The organism is Myxococcus guangdongensis (genome assembly GCF_024198255.1).
In the GTDB taxonomy this organism is placed as follows: Bacteria; Myxococcota; Myxococcia; order Myxococcales; family Myxococcaceae; genus Myxococcus; species Myxococcus guangdongensis.
In genome coordinates this window covers 466,011-485,406 of record NZ_JAJVKW010000007.1, presented here as the reverse complement: position 1 = coordinate 485,406, position 19,396 = coordinate 466,011, and the positions used below count along the sequence as shown (strand labels likewise).

General features: G+C 69.8%; 13 protein-coding genes. 7 read left to right on the top strand and 6 right to left on the bottom strand.

The window, feature by feature from the left end; genetic code table 11:
- The first annotated feature begins 32 nt into the window (after positions 1–32).
- The 4 genes from LXT21_RS23665 to LXT21_RS45430 all read left to right on the top strand — a co-directional run bounded on the left by LXT21_RS23665 (position 33) and on the right by LXT21_RS45430 (position 11,038).
- Positions 33–2,012 carry a serine/threonine-protein kinase gene (locus LXT21_RS23665; RefSeq protein ID WP_256571891.1) on the top strand — a complete coding sequence of 660 codons (1,980 nt, stop codon included), beginning with the start codon at positions 33–35 and terminating at the stop codon, positions 2,010–2,012.
- 30 nt (positions 2,013–2,042) lie between these two features.
- Complete coding sequence (locus LXT21_RS45440; RefSeq protein ID WP_323394863.1) at positions 2,043–4,451, top strand: serine/threonine-protein kinase; 2,409 nt, start codon at positions 2,043–2,045, stop codon at positions 4,449–4,451.
- 118 nt (positions 4,452–4,569) lie between these two features.
- A complete protein-coding gene (locus LXT21_RS45435; RefSeq protein ID WP_407667021.1) occupies positions 4,570–8,427 on the top strand; it encodes a protein kinase domain-containing protein in 3,858 nt (1,285 codons plus the stop codon).
- A 64-nt stretch (positions 8,428–8,491) separates the two neighbouring features.
- Positions 8,492–11,038 carry a serine/threonine-protein kinase gene (locus tag LXT21_RS45430; protein ID WP_323394859.1) on the top strand — a complete coding sequence of 849 codons (2,547 nt, stop codon included), beginning with the start codon at positions 8,492–8,494 and terminating at the stop codon, positions 11,036–11,038.
- A 189-nt stretch (positions 11,039–11,227) separates the two neighbouring features.
- Here the strand turns inward: LXT21_RS45430 and LXT21_RS23645 are convergent, their stop codons facing one another.
- Both LXT21_RS23645 and LXT21_RS23640 read right to left on the bottom strand, forming a co-directional pair.
- Positions 11,228–12,532 (bottom strand): tetratricopeptide repeat protein, encoded by a 1,305-nt coding sequence (locus LXT21_RS23645; RefSeq protein ID WP_254040429.1) that lies wholly within the window; start codon positions 12,530–12,532, stop codon positions 11,228–11,230.
- A 10-nt stretch (positions 12,533–12,542) separates the two neighbouring features.
- Positions 12,543–13,913: a DUF4331 domain-containing protein gene (locus LXT21_RS23640; protein ID WP_254040428.1), complete on the bottom strand. Its 1,371-nt coding sequence runs from the start codon at positions 13,911–13,913 to the stop codon at positions 12,543–12,545.
- 225 nt (positions 13,914–14,138) lie between these two features.
- Here LXT21_RS23640 and LXT21_RS23635 point away from each other — a divergent pair, with 225 nt between their 5' ends.
- Positions 14,139–16,295: an alpha-amylase family glycosyl hydrolase gene (locus LXT21_RS23635; protein WP_254040427.1), complete on the top strand. Its 2,157-nt coding sequence runs from the start codon at positions 14,139–14,141 to the stop codon at positions 16,293–16,295.
- Between the two features lie 79 nt (positions 16,296–16,374).
- Here LXT21_RS23635 and LXT21_RS23630 read toward each other — a convergent pair whose 3' ends face one another.
- Positions 16,375–16,581: a hypothetical protein gene (locus LXT21_RS23630; RefSeq protein WP_046713895.1), complete on the bottom strand. Its 207-nt coding sequence runs from the start codon at positions 16,579–16,581 to the stop codon at positions 16,375–16,377.
- Positions 16,582–16,806: 225 nt separating this feature from the next.
- Here LXT21_RS23630 and LXT21_RS23625 point away from each other — a divergent pair, with 225 nt between their 5' ends.
- On the top strand, positions 16,807–17,082 hold the full coding sequence (locus LXT21_RS23625; RefSeq protein WP_046713894.1) for a hypothetical protein: 276 nt from the start codon (positions 16,807–16,809) through the stop codon (positions 17,080–17,082).
- Positions 17,083–17,145: 63 nt separating this feature from the next.
- A complete protein-coding gene (locus LXT21_RS23620) occupies positions 17,146–17,889 on the top strand; it encodes a PHP-associated domain-containing protein (RefSeq protein WP_254040426.1) in 744 nt (247 codons plus the stop codon).
- A 106-nt stretch (positions 17,890–17,995) separates the two neighbouring features.
- Here LXT21_RS23620 and LXT21_RS23615 read toward each other — a convergent pair whose 3' ends face one another.
- From LXT21_RS23615 to LXT21_RS23605, 3 genes are all read right to left on the bottom strand, one after another.
- On the bottom strand, positions 17,996–18,745 hold the full coding sequence (locus LXT21_RS23615) for a hypothetical protein (RefSeq protein WP_254040425.1): 750 nt from the start codon (positions 18,743–18,745) through the stop codon (positions 17,996–17,998).
- 43 nt (positions 18,746–18,788) lie between these two features.
- Positions 18,789–18,992 (bottom strand): hypothetical protein, encoded by a 204-nt coding sequence (locus LXT21_RS23610; protein WP_046713891.1) that lies wholly within the window; start codon positions 18,990–18,992, stop codon positions 18,789–18,791.
- 64 nt (positions 18,993–19,056) lie between these two features.
- Entirely contained in the window at positions 19,057–19,386 is a 330-nt protein-coding gene (locus tag LXT21_RS23605; protein ID WP_254040424.1) for an FmdB family zinc ribbon protein, read from the bottom strand.
- Positions 19,387–19,396: the final 10 nt, after the last annotated feature.

Below are 19,396 nucleotides of genomic sequence, written 5' to 3'. Positions count from 1 at the left end.
CCAAGAGGGCTGTGGTAGGGTCGGCGCTTGATATGGCCTTGCAGCCCGGAGACAAGTTCGGCCGATACGAGTTGGTGTCGTGGGTCGGCCGAGGGGGAATGGCGGAGACGTGGCGCGCCCGGTGGATGGGCGACGCTGGCGTGACGAAGTCCGTCCTCATCAAGAAGGTGCTTCCGGGCTTCGTGGCGGACGAAGCGTTCGTGTCGATGTTCGTCAATGAGGCGCGCATCTCGGCGACGCTGTCCCACGGGAACATCGCGCAGGTCTTCGACTTCGGACGGGTGGACGAGCAGTACTTCCTGGCGATGGAGTTGGTGGACGGGGCCCCGCTTCACCGCATCATGAAGCGGGCGGCGACGACGGGCCTGCCGCGGTTGCCCATTCCCATCGCGACGTACATCGCCTTGGAGATCTGCCGGGGGCTGCACTACGCGCACACGCGGACGGACGACAAGGGCGTGCCGCTGGGCATCGTCCATCGGGACATCTCTCCGGACAACGTGCTCGTCAGCTACGAGGGGCAGGTGAAGATCGTCGACTTCGGCATCGCGAAGGCGCGGATGGCGCGCAACTTCCAGACGGAGCCGGGGGTGGTGAAGGGGAAGTACCTGTTCTTCTCACCAGAGCAAGCACGAGGGCGCGAGGTGGATGCCCGCACGGATGTCTGGGCGACAGGGTTGGTGTTGTACGAGATGCTGTGCGGGCAGCCACCGGTGTCGGGCTCGCAGGCGTCGGTGATGATGCGGATGGCGAACGGAGAGTTCCCGTCGCCTCGGGAGGTGCACCCAGGCCTGCCGGAGGAGCTGGACGACATCGTCATGAAGGCGCTGTCGGTGGATTTGTCGGCGCGGTACGAGTCGGCGAATGCGTTCGGGGACGCGCTGGCGGGGTTCCTCTATTCGCATTCACCTCGCTTCTCGACGATGAGCCTGGCGTATCTGGCGCGGGTGCTGTTCCGGGGGGACATGGCGCAGGAGGGGCGTGAGCTGTCCGTGCCTCCGTCGTTCATCGATGAGCTGACGCTGTGGCGACAGCAGGCGGAGCGTCCGACGCAGGTGCCGCCGGCCCGTGGGTTGGCGCCCGTGGCGATCGAGGTGCCGCCTCCGGCCGTGGACAAGACGCCCGTGGCGCCGACGGAGCTCCGCGCACGCACGACGGGGCGGGGGATGCTGGTGGGGGCCGCGGTGGCCGTGGGTGTCATCTGGGGAGGCATCTACGGGTCATTCGGGCAGCCGCTGTCTCAGTCCTCGGAGGTCCTGATGAATCCCGCGTACCCGATTCCCGGGCAGTTGGATGACATACGCCCTGGGTCCGCTGCCGTTCTTGCGGAGGAGGCTCGGAAGATGGCGCAACGTGCACTCGATAGCGGCGCCTATCGGGACGCCGTGGACTTCGCGAATCAATGCCTCGACAGCGTACCGGACCATCCCCAGTGTCTGCTGACTTCCGGGGCGAGCCTTGCGCGCGCGGGGCGGTTCACGGAGGCCGCGAATCAGTATCAGCGGTTCGTTCTCCGTCACCCTCGTCATTCGCTCATGCCGACCGCTCGGACCCTGGTCGAGGAGTACACGCGGAAGAGCGCGGAGGAGCAGCCCGTGCAACCGTCAGGAGGCGCCGAGGCTACGGCACCGGGCAGTGTGCCTCCCCCCAGAGTGGCGCCTGCTGGATACAAGGTCATCTACGACCAGGAGGCCCCGGCCTCTCGAGCTGTTTCGTCGGAGCGAGCGATTCCCGCCAATAGCCCGATTCGCGAGGTGGTTCGCGATGCTCGGAACCTGATGGGTGCAAGGAAGTATAGGGAGGCGATTGGCGTCGCGGAGTGGTGTGTGAAACTCGATCCATACAACGCTGATTGTTATCTGGTGCTGGGGACCACCTACTCACGACTCAATCTGCCCGATATCGGAGCGCAGTATTACAGGCGCTTTCTCGAGCATGCGCCGAGCAACCACTCGAGCCGCCCGAGCGTGACGAAGTTGCTCAAGAAGTACGACAGCAAGCACAAGCGATGAGCTGACCCCGAGCACCCGCGCCCCACGCCCATGTCCACCGAACGAAACCAACGCTTCGGCCGGTATGAGCTCCAGTCCCTCATGGGGCGGGGCGGGATGGCGGAGACCTGGCGCGCGAAGCTCGTCGGTGCCGCGGGCGTCACCAAGCCGGTCCTCATCAAGATGGTGTTGCCCGAGTTCGCGAACCACTCGGACTTCATCTCCCGGTTCATCAGTGAAGCGCGCATCTCCTCCACGCTGTCCCACGGCAACATCGCCCAGGTCTTCGAGTTCGGCCGCGTCGAGGGCCAGTACTTCCTCGCCATGGAGCTGGTCGATGGCCAGCCCCTCCACCGCGTCCTGAAGCGCGCCGCCAGACTCGGGCTGCCTCGGCTTCCCCCTTCGCTCGCCGCGTACATCGCCCTGGAGATGTGCCGGGGCCTGCACTACGCGCACACGCGCACCGACGAGAAGGGCGCCCCCCTGGGCATCGTCCATCGGGACATCTCCCCGGACAACGTCCTCATCAGCTACGAGGGACAGGTCAAGATCGTCGACTTCGGCATCGCCAAGGCCCGCATGGCCCGCGACTTCGAGACCCAGCCCGGCGTCGTGCGCGGCAAGTACCTCTACTTCTCCCCCGAACAGGCCAAGGGACTCGAGGTCGATGCCCGCAGTGACGTCTGGTCCACCGGCCTCGTGCTCTACGAGCTGCTCTGCGGGCAACCGCCCGTCACCGGCACCCAGGCCGCGGTGATGCTGCGTCTGGCCTACGGCGAGTTCCCTCCACCCCGGCAGCTTCGCCCCAGTCTCCCCCCCGAACTGGACGCGCTCATCATGTCCGCCCTGTCGGTGGACCTCGACGCCCGCTACCGCTCCGCGCACGCCTTCGCCGAGGGACTGGCCGAGTTCCTCTACTCCCAGACCCGCTCGTTCTCCTCCCAGGACCTGGCGTACGGCGTCAGGCTGCTCTTCCGCGACGACCTCCAGAAGGACGGACGCACCCTGACCGTCCCTCGCTCCTTCGAGGAGGAGTTCGCGTCCTGGCGCACCTCCGAGGCCCGCGCCCGTCCACCTCCCTCGAAGCCGCACCCTCGGGAGACGCTGGAGCTCCCCGCCGCTCCGTACCCCGGCGCCACGCCCCTGGCCCGGAACCCCGACCTGGACCGGACCGTGCTCGATGCCTCGCGGTTCTCCGGTGAGCCGCCCACCCAGGTGCTCGGCGCGCTCGGGCTCTTGTCGCGCCTGTGGCTCTCCAGGAAATGGAGGGTGGCGGGACTCGCGTCACTCGGGGTGCTCGGCACGGTGCTCACCGGAGTCCTGATCGCCCGAGCCCTCCCTTCGGACTCCACGAGCACACCGACGGAGGGCCGTGACACGCGACCCGTGGCGGGCGAGCTGCGTCCTCCCGCCGTCATCGCGTATCCCGTGCGCGAGCTGACGCTCGAGGCGGACCGTGATGTCATCATCGTGCCTCCGAAGTTCCACGCCTTCGTGGACCTCGACCCCTCGAAGACCTACGCGCTCGGCGACGCGAGCGGACCCACGCAGGAGGCGCCCGAGGTCCTCGCGCCCGGCGCCGATGGACCGACGCGGGTCTTCCATCTGCTGTCCGGTGACGCGGACCAGCTCCCCGAGGCCAACCGCCTCGGCCAGGTGCCGATCGCCCCGATGCGCTTCTCGGGGGCTCGCTCGGTCGCGCTGTTCCGGCTGGGACCGCCCAGTCCCCGCTCCACGCCCTGGCGCAACATCCGCCTCGCCGGCCGGACCCGCGAGGCGTTCCAGGCGATGACCTTCGACCCGGACGCCGAAGGACTCCTCCTGAAGCGGGCGCTCACGCTCACCGGGTTGGACCCGATGGTGACGTATGCGCTGACGCTGGAGGCGACCGAGCAAGACGCGCTCCTCCATGGGCCCAAGGCCGGGCCCGCGCGCACCGTCATCTGCGCGCAGTGGGTGCCCGACGCGGGGGCCGCGCCACGCAATGCCCCCAGGTCCGAGAGGGAAGGGGCCCTGCTCCAGTTCCTCCTCTCCATCGGCACCGAGCAGCGCGTCCGCGGCGTGCTCGGGCTGCGGTGCGGCTTCATCGATGACAGCGTGGACGACAACTCGGGCGCGCTGCGGATGCGAATCGAGAAGCAGGCGCAGGAGCCGTCCAAACCTCCACCTTCGAAGAAGCCACGGAACGTGGACGTGGGAGCGCTCGTCCAGGAGATGCGGCAGCGGCTGCGGTCCGGGGACTCCGGGGCCGTGCTCTCCCTGGGAGAGAAGTGTCTGTCCATGGCCCCCCAGCACGCGGAATGTCTGCTCATGTCCGCGACGGCGTCGACGCTGGAGGGGCGCCCGGACGAGGCGGAGCGCCTCTATCGCCGGTTCCTCGAGCTGCATCCCCGGCATGCACAGACGGAGGTCGTGAAGGGCTTGTTGTCAGGTCTGGAAGGGGTGGACCCATCGCGGTGAGCGTTCGTTCGCGACCTGTCGTATCTTCCGCGCAAGGCCCGGGGGGGCACTCATGGCGCATGATCCACATGAGCAGTTCGGACGCTACGAACTGCAGTTCCTGATCGGCCGTGGAGGCATGGCGGAGACGTGGCGCGCCCTCCTGCTCGGCGCCGCCGGAGTCACCAAGCCCGTCCTCATCAAGAAGGTCCTGCCCGAGTTCGCCGACGACGACGCCTTCATCTCCATGTTCATCAGCGAGGCGCGCATCTCCGCTTCGCTCTCCCACGGGAACGTCGCGCAGGTCTTCGACTTCGGCATGATGGATGGCCAGTACTTCCTGGCCATGGAGCTGGTGGATGGACAGCCGCTCAATCGCGTCCTGAAGCGTGGCGCGCGGATGGGCCTGCCCCGTCTGCCCATTCCCCTGGCCGTCTATGTCGCCCTGGAGATGTGTCGGGGACTGAACTACGCGCACACGCGCACGAACGAGAAGGGCGTGCCGCTGGGCATCGTCCACCGGGACATCTCTCCGGACAATGTCCTCATCAGCTACGAGGGCCAGGTCAAGATCGTCGACTTCGGCATCGCCAAGGCCCGCATGCTGCGCGGCTTCCACACGGAGCCCGGTGTGGTGCGTGGCAAGTACCTGTACTTCTCCCCCGAGCAGGCCCGGGGGCACGACGTGGATGCGCGCACGGACATCTGGGCCACGGGGTTGGTGTTGTACGAGATGCTCTGTGGCCAGCCTCCCGTGGTGGGCCCCGAGCCGGTGGTCCTCACCCGGATGGCCCACGGCGACTTCCCGCCACCCATCCAGTTGCGCAAGGAGCTGCCCCCCGAGCTGAATGAGCTGATCATGAAGGCGCTGTCGGTGGACGTGGCGCGGCGCTTCGAGTCCGCCAATGCCTTCGGCGATACGCTGGCCGCGTTCCTCTATTCGTTCGCGCCCCGGTTCTCGACGATGAACCTGGCGTACCTGGTCCGTGAGCTCTTCCGGGAGGATTTGCAGAAGGACGGCCGCGAGCTCCGGGTCCCTCCCGCCTTCGTGGAGGAGCTGACGACGTGGCGCGAGCAGGAGTCGCCCGGCTCGGGACTCCGAGCCCCGCTGCCGGATGTGACGCCCGAGGATGCTCGTCCCACGACGCCCGGCGTGGGGGCCGGGATGCGTCCCGCGGTGTCAGGTCCGCCGCCGGCGTCGTCCACTCGGCCCACGACGCCTGGACCTTCGTCGAAGGATGCGAAGACGACGCGAGGGGAGTTGGGGGCAGGGGAGCGCTCGGTGAGCGGTGGCGCCTCGTCGGCACCGACGCCGCGCGTCTCGACGCCAGGGCTGGCGGCTCGGTCCACGCCGCCCCGGTCCGCGGTGACTTCCGGTCCCCGTGCCATGCCTGGCGGTGCGGCATCCTCGGGGGAGACGCCGAGCCCTCCTGGTGGGAAATCATCCTCGGTCTCCAGCCCGACGACGCCAGGGCCCTCGTCCTCGCCACCGCGTCGAACTCAGACGTCGGGCGAGGTACCCGCGTCCACGGCCAACACTTCCGGGGCGCGGTCGCCAGCACGTCGCACGCAGACGGCGGGCTCCCTGCCCGCGGTGGAGCCCGAGGCCCCCGAGCTCACGGTGCCTGCGTTCTCGCTCTCCGCATCGAGCCCCGCCGGGACTTCATCGTCGCCGCCGCCCCGTCGCACTCGCACGGAGGGCTCACTGCCCGCGGTGGTCCCCGATGCTCCCGAGTCCACGCTGCCGGAGTTCTCGCTCGCCGCGATGACCGCCGCGGCGGGACTTTCATCGACGACGCCACCGCGTCGGACTCAGAGCTCGAACGCGTTACCTGGTTCGGCCGATGACACGATGCCCGCGTTCTCGGTCTCCGCTTCGACCTCGTCGGAGGGCTCGGCCTCGCCACCGCGCCGCACCCAGACCGCGGCCGCGCTCTCCTCGGCGGTTCACGACCCCCCGTCGTCCGTGATCACGCCCACGGTGCGGTTCCCCTCGGTCCCAGGGCCTGCCTCGTCGTCGCCCCGTCGCACCCAGACCTCGGGCTCGATGCCCATGGTCATCCAGGATGTGTCGGCGCGCGCGGCGAACACCGCCACGGAGGGTCCCTCAGGGACCCCGGCTGCTTCAGCTCCGCCGCCACGTCGCACGCACACCCTGGGCCCGGTGCCCCAGCTCGTCGAGGACACTTCGACTCGCGGCGCGAGCGTGTCCACGGAGGGGCACTCAGGTCCCCTGGCGACCTCCGCTCCGCCACGTCGCACGCATCCCCTGGGCCAGGCGCCCATGGCCCTCCCGGAGTCAGCGTCGCGTGCGGCGAGCGCACCCACGGAGCTGCTTCACGCCGGCTCCGTTCCCGTGACGCCGGGCCTTCCCTCATTGCCTCCACGTCGCACCCACACCTTGGGCCCGACGCCCATGGGAATCCCCATCGCCGCGACACGCGCCGCGAGCGCGCCCACGGAGTTGCTTCGCTCGGACGCTGTTCCTCCAGCGCCTGTCCCCGCGGCGCCACCGCCGCGTCGCACGCTGCCCGCCGGGACCGCCCCCATGTCGAATCAGGAGGCCTCGGCTCGCGCCGCGAACGCGTCCCCGGTCGCGCAGAACCCGGTTCCCGCCGCGAACGCGCCCACGGTCCGGCTCGCCTCCATCTCCGCCCCGAAGCGGCATCGTCGAACCCTCATCGCCGCGGGCGCCGCCGTGCTGCTCGTCCTCGCGGTGGCCATCCCGTTCATCGCCTCGAGGCAGTCAGAGCCCGAGGATGTCTCCCCGACCCAACCCATCCCCACGCCCACAGCGCCCGGTGACGCGAACCCCACCCGCCCCCAGCCAGGCGCTGGTGGGTCGACCACCGCGTCCCCCATCACACCGCCACCCGTGGACTCCGAGCCACTCCACGGCTCGCCCGTCGCCGACAGCACCGCGCCCACCGACGCGCCCGAGTCCGTGGGTGAGTACCCGAAGGAGACGACCTTCGTGCTCGACTCGAAGCGACACGTCCTGCGCGTGCCGCTCGACCTGGTGGCCTTCTCCCGCCTCGACGCTTTGGCCAGCTACAGCTTCTGGGGCATGACGCAGGCCAAGGGGGCGGCCGACCCGCTCATCCACGAGCCCACACCGCGCAGGGAGCCCCTCGTCTTCTTCCTGCTCTCCGGCGACGCGGTCCGCCCCGAGGTCCGCGAGGGCATCGTGTCCCGCAACCCCATCACCCTCCAGGGCGTCCGGGCCATCTCGCTGTTCACCCTCGGCGAGCCCACGCGCGAGGACCTCTCGCCCCAGTCCGTCTACCTCCGCAAGGTCAACACCGAGGACCAGCAGCGCTTCACCTTCCACCCCGAGCCCATGCGCATCTCCGCCCGCAAGGGCTTCCTCATCAAGGGACTCGACGCCCGGCAGACGTATGCCCTCTCACTCACGCCGAGAGGGGAGGGCGTGTTCCTCCGAGGCCGCGCGCATGGGCCCGCCGCCCAGGTGGCCTGCCTCGAAGGGTCTCCCCACGAGGACGCCCCGAGCACCGCGGAGCCCGTCGCCCACGCCGAGCAACCCCTGCAGTTCCTCATCTCCGAATGGCGGGAGGCCCGCGTCCGAGGCATCCGGGGCCTGCGATGCGGCTTCATCGACGACGCCAGCTTCGACAACGAGGGCGAGGCCGAGGTCCACGTCACCCCATGGGAGAAGACGCGCCGGCCCTCACCCGCGAATCAAGAGGAGGCCGCGCGCCTGGCGCTCCAGGGACAACGGCTGGCCCGCGCCGGGCAACACCACGACGCCTTCCTGCTGGCCGAGGACTGTCTGCGCATTGCCCCCGAGCATCCCGATTGCCTCGTCCTGTCCGGGGGCATGCAACTCCTGCTCGGGAGGACCGAGGGCGCCCTCGAGCGCTACCAGACCTTCGTCAAGCGCCACCCCAACCACCCCGAGGCGCGCTCGGTGAATGAAATCCTCCAGACGTATGGCCAGACAAATTCAGGGAAAACGCCCCCGCCCCTCGGGCGATGAGAGGTCGCGGGTATTCCCTGACGACCCTTTTTGAACGGGATGCCCCGGGATACCCTAAGCCGCAATGGCGAATCCGCAGCACGAACAGTTTGGCCGGTACGAACTCCAGTCCCGAATCGGCCGTGGGGGGATGGCGGAGACCTGGAGGGCCCAGCTGTTGGGGGCCGCGGGGGTCACCAAGCCAGTCCTCATCAAGAAGGTGTTGCCGGAGTACGCCAACGACGAGGCGTTCGTCTCCATGTTCATCAGCGAGGCGCGCATCTCCGCCTCGCTGTCGCACGGCGCCATCGCCCAGGTCTTCGACTTCGGGCAGGTGGATGGCGAGTACTTCCTGGCCATGGAGTTCGTGGACGGGCAGCCGCTCAACAAGGTGATGAAGCGCGCGCTGCGCTCGCAGTTCGCCAGCCTGCCGGTGCCCATCGCCACGTACATCGCCCTGGAGATGTGCCGGGGGCTGCACTACGCGCACACGCGCACGGACGACAAGGGCGAGCCGCTGCACATCGTCCACCGGGACATCTCCCCGGACAATGTCCTCATCAGCTACGAGGGCCAGGTCAAGATTGTCGACTTCGGCATCGCCAAGGCGCGCTCGCTGCGCAGCTTCGACACCGCGCCCGGCGTGGTGAAGGGCAAGTACCTGTTCTTCTCCCCCGAGCAGGCCCGGGGCGAAGAGGTGGACGCGCGCACGGACGTCTGGGCCACGGCGGTGGTGTTGTTCGAGATGGTGTGCGGCCGTCTTCCCCTGGAGGGGCCCGAGTACGCGGTGCTGCACAAGCTGCACACGCGCCAGCCGATGCCGCGTGCGCGGGACGTGCGGCCGGACGTGCCGGTGCGCCTGGACGCCATCCTCCACAAGGCGCTCGCGGTGCGGAAGGAGGACCGCTTCGAGTCGGCGCATGCCTTCGGTGACGCGCTCGCGGGGTTCCTCTTCAAGGCCGCGCCGCGCTTCTCCGCGATGTCCGCCGCCTATCTGCTGCGCGAGCTGTTCCGGCCCGACATGACGGAGCTGGGCAAGGACACCAAGGTCCCCGCCTCGTTCGTGGAGGAGCTGTCCGTCTGGCGTGCCACCACCAACCTGCTGCCCCGGCCCACGGAGCTGTCGGCCCCGGAGCTGCGCACGGAGCCCAGGACCCAGGAGAGCCACCCGAGCGAGCTGCCCGACGGCGGTGAGGGCCTGTCGGAGGACGAGGACGACACGGACGGCAACTCGCCGGACCGGGGCGGCTTCTTCGAGAACGGCTTCCGCGTCTCCACGCACCACGTCGTGGTGGGCACGGGGGTGCTCATCCTGCTGGTGCTGCTGTGGTCGTCGTTCGACCGGCTGAAGGCGGACTGGATGCCGCCGGACAAGCCCGCGAACGCGGGGCCGGCGAGGCCGCCCCTCCCTGGCCCGCAGCTGAAGGACGCGGACGCGCCTCGCGTGGCGCCGGGGACGCCCGTCGCGAAGCCGGCGCAGCAGGTGGTGGCGACGCCCAGGAAGGAGGGCGTGGACTTCGCCCGGATGCCCGTTCCCTCCTTCCGGTTGGACGCGGCCCGGCACCTCTTCGCGGTGTCCTCGGGGCGCGCGGCGCTGGGGGCGATGGACCCGGCGCACACCTACCGCGTCATGGAGTCGACCGCGCTGACCGCGGCGGACCGGAGCAAGCCCCTGCCGAGCCTCTTCTACCTGCTGACGGGGAAGAACATCGCGGCGGATGCGGCGGTGGGAATCGTCGGTCGTGACACGCCGCCCGCGGGCGCCGCGTCGGTGATGGTCTTCACGGTGGGCGGGCCCACGCCCCAGGATGACTTGCCCGAGCGCATCGTCTCCGTGGTGAACACGAGCACCCATCAGGAGCGTAAGCTGCTCATCCACCCGGAGTGGATGGTCACCGACGTGGGCCGTAGCTTCCTGCTGGACGGGATGGACCCCACGGACAGCTACACGCTGTCGCTGTCGTCGGTGGGCTCGGGCGCCTTCACCCGCGGCCCGGAGCAGGGGCCGGTGGTGACGGTGGCCTGTGTCCAGCAGGTGTCCCTGGAGCGCGATGGTCCCGCGACGCCTCCGGCCCGCGCGAGGCGCTTCCTCCTCTCGCAAGGCTCGGACGTCCCGATCACGGGCGTCCATGGGCTCCACTGCGGCTTCGTCGACGATGATCCGACGGACAACCAGGGCCAGGTGGAGGTCCGCATCACGTCCGCGAAGGGCGCGGTGGAGCAGGCCGACGCCGATGCGGCTCGTCCGACGGAGCCCCCTCCGCCGCCCCAGCGCCAGGGCTCCGCGAAGGGCCCCTCATCGCCCCGGTCGGGGTCTTCGCTGGTCATCGACGAGACGCCCGAGCCCGAGAGCCCGGGCGAGAAGCTGCTGACCGAGGTGCGCGAGCTGCTCAAGTCGAAGCAGTACGAGCCGGCCAGGACGAAGGCCCGCGAGTGCATCGCAGTGGAGTCCGGGAACTACGAGTGCCACCTGCTGTTGGGCTCGGTGGAGGCCCGGCTCGGGCGCAAGGAGGAGGGGGCGAAGCACTACCGCCTCTTCCTGGACCTGGCGCCCAATAGCCACCCCCAGGCGAGCAAGGTGCTGCGCGCGCTCCAGGAGTACGAGGGGGTGACGGGCTCGTCGCAGCAGTAGTCCGCGGTAGTGGGCTCGGGAGCGTGGCTCCCGGAGGTCGAGCGCGGACCTGAGAGGCAGTCGCCAGGCCTGTCGCGACTGTCGGCACCTCCCGCGTGGGCTCATGGGCGCGCGGTACCCGGAGGTCGGGCGCGGACCTGGGCGGCAGTGGCCATGCTCGTCGCGGCGGTCGTCACCGCCCGCGTGGGCTCATGGGCCCGCGGTGCTCGGGGGACGAGCGCTGGCCTGGACGGGGGCGGCGAGGGGCGTGAGCAGCGCGCGGGCTCGCGCTTGTTGCCGCGGCGGAAGGGGCGGGAAGCCCCTCAAGGCCGCTTCCAGGTGTTGGCGAGCGGCGACCGGCTCTCCGCTCGCGGAGGCCACGAGCCCCGCGACGAGGTCGAGCCGCGCATGTCGGGTCCCCGCGCGCAGGAACGCGGCGACCAGGGGACGGGCCTCGTCCACCTTGCCCGCACTGACGAGTGCCTGAGCCAACACCGCCTGCGTGAGGACATCCTGTCGGCGCGTCAGCTCGGCACGTGCGAGCGTCTCCGCGCGGCCGATGTCCAGGCCCAGGTCCAGCATCAGCCGCGCCTGCTCGCGGGCATCCTCGGCGCTGTCCGCGAGGGCTCGCTGGTACTCGGCTTGAGCCTCCGGCGTCCGTCCAGCCGCCTCGAGTGCATCGGCGAGCGAGGCGCGATGTCCTCCGTGAGGGGAGGCCGCCAGGGCCGCGCGGTAGGCCTCGATGGCCGCCGTGTCCTGCCCCCGCGCACGAAGGACATGACCGCGTCCAGCGTGCGCCCGGCCCAACCCAGGCGCATGGGTCAGCGCGACGTCGAAGTACTCCATCGCCGTGTCCGGGTCCGCTCGGGCCAGGTACACATCACCGATTTCGCACAGGGCCCGGGCCACGCTGTTCCCGTCCATCCGGTCCACCGAGCTCGCGGCGAGCTTGAGGCTGTCGAGGGCCGCGTTCACCTCGCCGCGCATCAACTGGAGATAGCCCACGCGCGTGTACGTGGCGTGAGAGGGCTTGAGGTCCATCATTCGCGTGTACGCGGCCTCGGCTTCGTCGAAGCGCCCCAGCTCCAGCTCGGCGTCTCCGAGCATCCCCTGGAAGAAGGCGTCGTGAGGGTGCTGCGTCGTCAGGGAGCGTGCCGCGTCGCGCAGCTCCCGGAACTGGTGGTCATGGTGGAGCAGCAACAGCTCCACCTTGAGGGCGTCCACGCGCTCCGGGTCCACGAGCAGGGCACGACGGGCGGCGAGGCGCGCGTGTGTCACCTGCTCCTCGCTCCCGGAGCGCAGGGCCTCGGTCATCCACAGCGTGGCGAGCCGCCCCTGGGCCATCGAGTCCTCGGGCGATGCCCTCTGCTGCATTCGCGTCAGGCGGGCCACGGGGGACTCCGGCGCGAGTGCGCCGGCCTCGTCGCGAGGGGGGCGCTGCCACCACGCGGCGAGCCCCCCCGCGCTGATGGCGAGCACCGCCACGCCCAGGGACAGCAGAGGTCGAGAGGCCATGGCGCGGGGCTCAGGGGTTGCCGGAGTGGGGCGCCGCCAGGTACGGGAACGTGGAGAGGAACGCCTTGTCATTGGCGTTCACCCCGTCGCTGAGGCCGCTCGCCGCGGCCGCGAACGTTCCACCTCCGTCGGGAAGGATGGCGGGGCCTCCGTCGGCGAACGTGGTGTAGAACGCTCCGCCCACTGCCTTGAGCGCGATGTCCGTCACGTCGTCGGTGAGCCGACGGCCGTTGGGGAACGCGGTGTCCACGCCGGTGTTGATGTGGAGCATCTCCCCCGAGGGTCGCCCCTGGGTGTCGCGGGTGAAGATGGTGGCCAGGTCCGTGCGCGGCGCCGGCGGCGCGAGGGGAATGAAGCCCTTGGCCTGGAGCAGCTGGGGCAGCTCGGGGTTGGTGACGATGGCGACGATGGTGGGCGTGGACAGGTCGTTCTGGGGCTTGGAGGCGTTGAAGAAGTCCTTGAACTTCACCGGGACGATCACCTCGTTCACCAGCGGATTGCCCAGCCGGGACACCTGGACCCAGCCGCCCTGGGTGTCGACACCGCCGTCAGGACGGCGGGTGGTGATCTTGGGCCGGCTGGCCGTGGTCCAGATGCCCAGGTGGGGCGAGCTGAACTCGGTCAGGGGCACCTCGATGATCATCGACAGCACGTTCAGCCCGGCGAGGTCGTCGCGGTTGGGCTGGCCGCTGTAGTCGAGGAAGTCGAACGTCTTGGAGAGGTTGACGAAGAACGGGTCATCGCGAGGGCCGGCGAACACCTTGTATTTGGCGGCGACCCCGGTCCCTCCGCCCTGGATGGCGCTCTGGGTGATGGGGTCCACCGCGGTGGTGGCGGTGGCCTGGGGATACCCGGGCGTCGTCAGTCGGCCCACGTTGTTGGGCGCCACCGGCACGTCCTTCAGGATGACCTGCTGCGAGCCTCCGGCCAGCCTCGTCAACGTGTACGTCTGATAGCGGAGGATCTCCGGCGAGGTGGCGCTCTTCACGCCCGCGAACGCGTAGAGGAACGAGTCCCGGTAGGGGTTGTAGCCGGCCACCGTCCCCACCGAGGGGAGGGGGCTGGGACGGATCTGCGTGCGGAAGCGGAACTGGTAGCGCACGTCGGGGGCGCCGTCCCCGGTCTGGTCGACCAGGATTTCGTAGAGGACGTTGTCGTCGAACAGGTAGTAGCTGGGGCCGCCGTAGGGAATCCCGATGGGGTAGTAGTTCGCCACCAGCACCAGGTTGGTGCCCTGCTTCCAGGCGTACATGTCCGTGCCGTCGGCCGCCGGATCGTTGCTGATGAGGGGTGCCTCCCGATGGCTCGAGGCCCAGGTCGGCGAAGCCGAGCACAGCAGTGAGACCACGACGAGACGCGAGGCCAGTCCGGAAGCGCTCATGGGTTTTCCTGTGAGGTGTGCCCGAGCGGCCGCGAATCTTGATGGGGCGCCATTCGCCGGGGACGCTTCCATACCCAGTGGGTGGGGCCCTGGCACCTGTCCCCAGGGGCAGGTGGGAGCGCTCTGTCCGGTGCCCGTCAATGCCGGGGTGTGATGCGGTGAGTCAAAAAGGTGCCGGGTGGGGGCTTGGAAAACCGAGCGGGCCTCCCGTAGAAAGGCGCTCGCATGACGCACTCCCGCATGGTCCGTTCGCTCGCGCTTCCGGTGTTGCTCCTCTCCGCGGCTTGTGGTGACTCCGAAGACTCCATTCCCGTCCGGACCTGCGAGGTGATGCTGACGTACGCGCCGCAGCAGTCGCTCGTGGGCGCGGTGACCGTCGCGGGCGAGTGGAATGGCTTCTCCTCCACCGCGCTGCGCATGGCGGACCGGGGGGACGGCGTCTTCACCGCGCGCCTGGAGGGGCTGGAGCCGCGCGACTACGGCTACCGCTTCGTCATCGGCCAGCAGCAGGTGATGGACCCGCAGAATCCGTACTCCCGCTGGGTGCGCGCGGAGGAGTTCTCGCGCCTGACGGTGCCCGACTGTCGGCAGCCGGTGCTGGAGCTTCGCCGCTTCGCCGCTTCGCCCCAGGGCGTACTGGACGTGGACGTGGCGTACGTCGACGGCACCGACGAGGCGGGCCCCGACGAGGGCAAGGTGGTGGTGACGCTGGATGGCCAGCCCCGCCCCGACGCGTTCGACGCGAAGACGGGCCGCATCACCCTGCACGAGGAGGCGCTGGGGCAGGGCAAGCACCACGTGAAGGTGGTGGCCACGGACGCCGCGGGCCGCGCGGCCGAGCCGCTCTACCTGCCGTTCTGGGTGGAGCCCCAGAAGTTCCGGTGGGAGTCGGGGCTGATGTACTTCGCCTTCACGGACCGCTTTCTCAACGCCCGCGCGGAGAATGACGGGCCGGTGGCGGACGTGGACCCCATCGCCAACTACCAGGGCGGAGACTTCGCCGGCATCACCCGCAAGCTGGAGGACGGCTACTTCGACTCGCTGGGCGTCAAGGTGCTGTGGATTTCGCCCGTGGACCAGAACCCCGAGGGCCGCTTCATCGGCACCGGCGGCAAGTACTACTCGGGCTACCACGGCTACTGGCCCACGAAGCCGCGCACCACGCAGCACCGCTTCGGCTCGCTCGAGGAGTTGCGCGCCCTCACCGCCGCGGCCCACGCGAAGGGCATCCGCGTCATCGCCGACCTGGTGCTCAACCACGTGCACCAGGAGCACCCGTACTGGGTCACCCACCGCGACGACGACTGGTTCAACACCTCCGCCAGCTGCGTGTGCGGCAGCCAGGACTGCGATTGGGAGGAGAAGCGGCTGACGTGCAAGTTCACCGACTACCTGCCCGACTTCAACTGGCGCTCGTCGAACATGGTGGACCAGTTCATCGCGGACACGCTGTGGTGGCTGGAGGCGGCGGACTTCGACGGCTTCCGCATGGACGCGGTGAAGCACATGGACCAGGTGGCTGGCCGCACCCTGCGCGGGCGCCTGCGCGACCTCACCGCGATGACGGGCACCGAGTTCTACCTGGTGGGTGAGACCTTCGTGGGCGCGGATGGCCGCTCGCAGATCGCCCGCTACATCAGCCCCCGTGAGCTGGATGGCCAGTTCGACTTCCCGCTGTACTGGCCGGTGCGCGAGGCCTTCGCGGACGGACAGAGCCTGGAGCGCGTGGACCAGGCGGTGCGCGAGAACGAGGTCTTCTACGCGCCCGGCACGCTCAACTCGCCCTTCCTGGGCAACCATGACGTGGCCCGCTTCATGTCCCAGGCCGCGAAGCAGCTGGACGGGGAGGGGGGAGACCCCTGGAGCAGCGCGCGCCCGGCGGCCACGGTGACGGACGCGGCCGCGTTCGAGAAGGCGAAGTACGGCTTCACCTTCGTGCTCACCCAGCCCGGCGTGCCGCTCATCTACTACGGCGACGAGGTGGGCCTGCCCGGCGCGGGAGACCCCGACAACCGGCGGCTGATGCGCTTCGACTCCACGCTCACCGCGCTGGAGGCGGACCTGCTCGAGCACGTGCGCAAGCTGGGTCAGGCGCGGCGGACGTCACCGGCGCTGCAGACGGGCTCGCGGCACACCCTGCGCGTGGAGAAGGACCTGTACGTGTACCAGCGCTCGCTGCCGGACGGGCAGGGCGCGGTGGTGGCCATCAACCGGAGCGACGTGGACCGCCCGCTGGTGGTGGAGCCCCTGGGGAGCCTGGCGGCCAGCGCCGCGACGTACGTGGACGTCTTCAGCGGGAGGACGCTGCAGCTCGCCGGCACGGAGACCCAGTTGGTGGTCCCTGCGCGCAGCGTCGCTGTCTACGTGCCTCGCGCCGAATAGGCCGCTCGGGGATGAAGGAGGAGGGGGGCCGCCCCCTTCCGGACCGCGGACCCGAGAGGGCCGCGGGGACTGCCCGTCACTACGGCTGCGACGGCGGCTGCTGCTTCCCGTGCCGGTAGAAGAGCACGAGGGTGTAGCAGTGGAATTCGTTATCGGATGACTGGGCCACCACGCGATCCACGATCTCCAGATCGGAGTTGCTCTTCATCCAACGGGTGACGTTCTCACCCAGCTCCTCGCGCTCCTTCGCCTTGGTGGCGGAGAAGACCTTCACGCCCGTGAACATCGCCTGCCACTCCTTGTGCGGTCCCGACACAGGACAAGGGGGCTTTATCGCACGGGGTGTTCAGAGGTGTCAAAAACCCGGCTTCCTGGCGGGTGGGGCGCGGGCGGCCTCGTGGCGGGGGTTTGCAGCGCGGGGGACATGCCTAGATTGTTCTGGTCGCACCCGTTTGGGGGCGCTCGCGGCAGGGGCCACGAGTGGCGGCGTGTTGGGGAAGGGGGCAGGCCCGTGGACGTGAAGACCAAGAAGGATCTGGCGGTTGATTTCATCAACACCATCCGGACGATGGAGCCCACCGCGCTGAACGCGCTCATCGTCAAGGAGGCGGGGGAGGAGCTGGCGCAGTTCTTCCTCAACTACAGCGCCAATCTCATCTCCAAGGACCCGTCCCGGGTGCTGGAGAACACGTCCTCGCTGATGCTGATGGGCTACCTCATCCGCACCTACGAGGAGAAGAACACGCAGGCCAAGCAGGGGACCTTCCAGTCCTACGCGTTCGCCTGAGAGGGACAGGGCGGGCAGCACGGGCTCGACAGTCCCAGGGGAGCCTGTTAGGGAGCGGCGCCCATGCTCATCGACCTGCACGCCCATTCCCACCTGTCCAAGGGGTGCGAGCTGGACCCTCGCGCCGTGCTGGAACGGGCCGCGATGTTCGGCCTGGACGGGGTGGCCTTCACGGAGACGAACACCCAGGACGGCTGCGACGAGCTGTTCGAGATTGGTGCGAAGGCGAAGGTGAAGGTCTTCGTCGGGCTGGAGCTGGTCACGGACCGAGGCCAATACCTGTGCTTCTTCCCGAAGCCGGAGCTGGCCCCGGAGCCCGTGCAGATGTGGGGCAGCAACCGCGAGAAGCCCTGGAGCGCCGCGGAGTGTCTGTCCAAGGTGAAGGCCCTGGGTGCCGCGATCGTCGCCGCCCGGCCCTTCGACAGGGATTCGCCCAACCCGGCCATGGACTACGTCCGCTCGCTCAACGTGCTGTGCGCGGTGGAGGGCTACAACGCCCGGGTGAAGCAGACGTCCAATGACCTGGCCGTGGAGGCCGCCGAGGCGCTGAAGCTGCCGTGCACCGGTGGCAGCGACGCGCGTGGCTCGCTGGACGAGGTGGGGCGCGGCGCCACGTTCTTCAAGAACCCGGTGACGTCGCAGGCTCAGCTGATCACCGAGCTGCTCAAGGGCGAGTTCTGGCCGGTGATGGCCGGCGAGCTGCCCCGGCTGACGCGCCCGGGTGAGGCCCAGGCGGCCCGCAAGCAGGGCGGCGGTGGCGGTGGTGGCAAGCGCCGCCGCGGTGGTGGCGGCGGCGGTCGCCGGTAGGGGCTCTCAGCGGCTCAGGGCGGCTCGGGAGGCCCCGGCCTCGGCGGCAGGGCCGCACGGAGGCCCCGGCCTCGTCTCAGGGCAGCACGGAGGCCCCGGCCTCGTCTCAGGGCAGCACGGAGGCCCGGGCCTCCTCGGCGCGAGCGAGCCGGCCGTCCGACAGGAAGGCCTTGCGGCGCCCACCCGGGTACGTCCACTCCTCGTTCTTGGCGGTGCCCTCCAGCGAGCGGTGCACGCGCTCCGGCGGACCCCAGGCCATGCGCACCGCGTCCGCCGACATGTTGGCGACCAGGCGCTTCTCCCGGATGGCGTCGCGCACGGGGACGGCGAGCGCCTCGAACACCGTCTTGGGGTTCTGCGAGGAGAGGTACTTCTCCAGCTCCGCGCGGAAGTCGTTGGGCTGCTCCAGGTTGGGCGGCAGCACGAGGATGAGGGGCGGGGCGTCCGGCTTCGCGCCGTCCTCGGCCAGGTACACCCATGGCCAGGTGCGCGGGGTGTAGAGCACGCGCTCGGCCACCACCCACGCGGTGGGGAACTCCACCTTGGTGATGCGCAGCTTCGTGCCCACCGGCAGGGTGCGCTCCACCGCGCCGGGGGAGATGGGCTTGCCGCTGCTGTCATCCAGCAGGAACACGTCCTCGGGGGCGTAGGGCGTGAGCAGCCGCTTGGTGCCGTCGCCGAAGAAGGGCAGGACGTTGCCGGACAGGCGCAGGTACTGCTCCGCGTCGGGGCCGGTGAGGGTCCGCTGGAGGGACGTGCGGGCGTCCGGCGCCATGCGGGTGTAGTTGCCGCAGCCGGCCGCGAGCGCGGTCAGCACGAGGACAGCCAGGAGGGAGGGGGGGCGTCGAGCGAGCATCGGGGCACCTTCCGCGACAGGGCGCGGGAGGTCCCGGTTTAGCTCAGCGCGAGGCCTGCGTCAGCGTGGACTCGGCCGAGCTGTCCCGCTTGCCGCCACGGCAGCCGCGCTGCGACGGGCACACGGGGCCTCGGCCATGCGGGTCCGGCACGAGCAGGAAGCGGCCGAGCCCGCGCGTATCCGTGAGCTCCGGGTGGCCACACAGGGCGCAGCGACGGGGAGGACGCTTGGAGGGAGGGAAGGGCACGGGACGCGAGTGTGCGTCGCTCCCGGACCCCGCGCGAATTTTCAGCCCCTCCCGTCCTGGCGCACTACTTCTTGTCGCTGGAGGCCGCCGCCGGCGTGGAGGCGGGGCTCGACGCGGCGGGGGCGCTGCTGGACGGCGTGCTGCTCGACGACGCGCTGCTGCTGGACGAGGACGAGCTGGACGAGGACGACGAGTCGCCGTCCTTCTTCGTGGAGCTGTACAGGTCCGAGTACCAGCCTCCGCCCTTGAGGACGAAGCTGGAGCGGCTGACCACCTTGGTCAGCGAGCCCTCCGCGCCGCAGGCGGTGCAGGCCGCGGGCGTCGGGTCGGAGATCTTCTGCAGCACGTCGATGATCTTTCCACAGCTCTGACAGGCGTACTCGTAGATGGGCATGGGTGCTTTG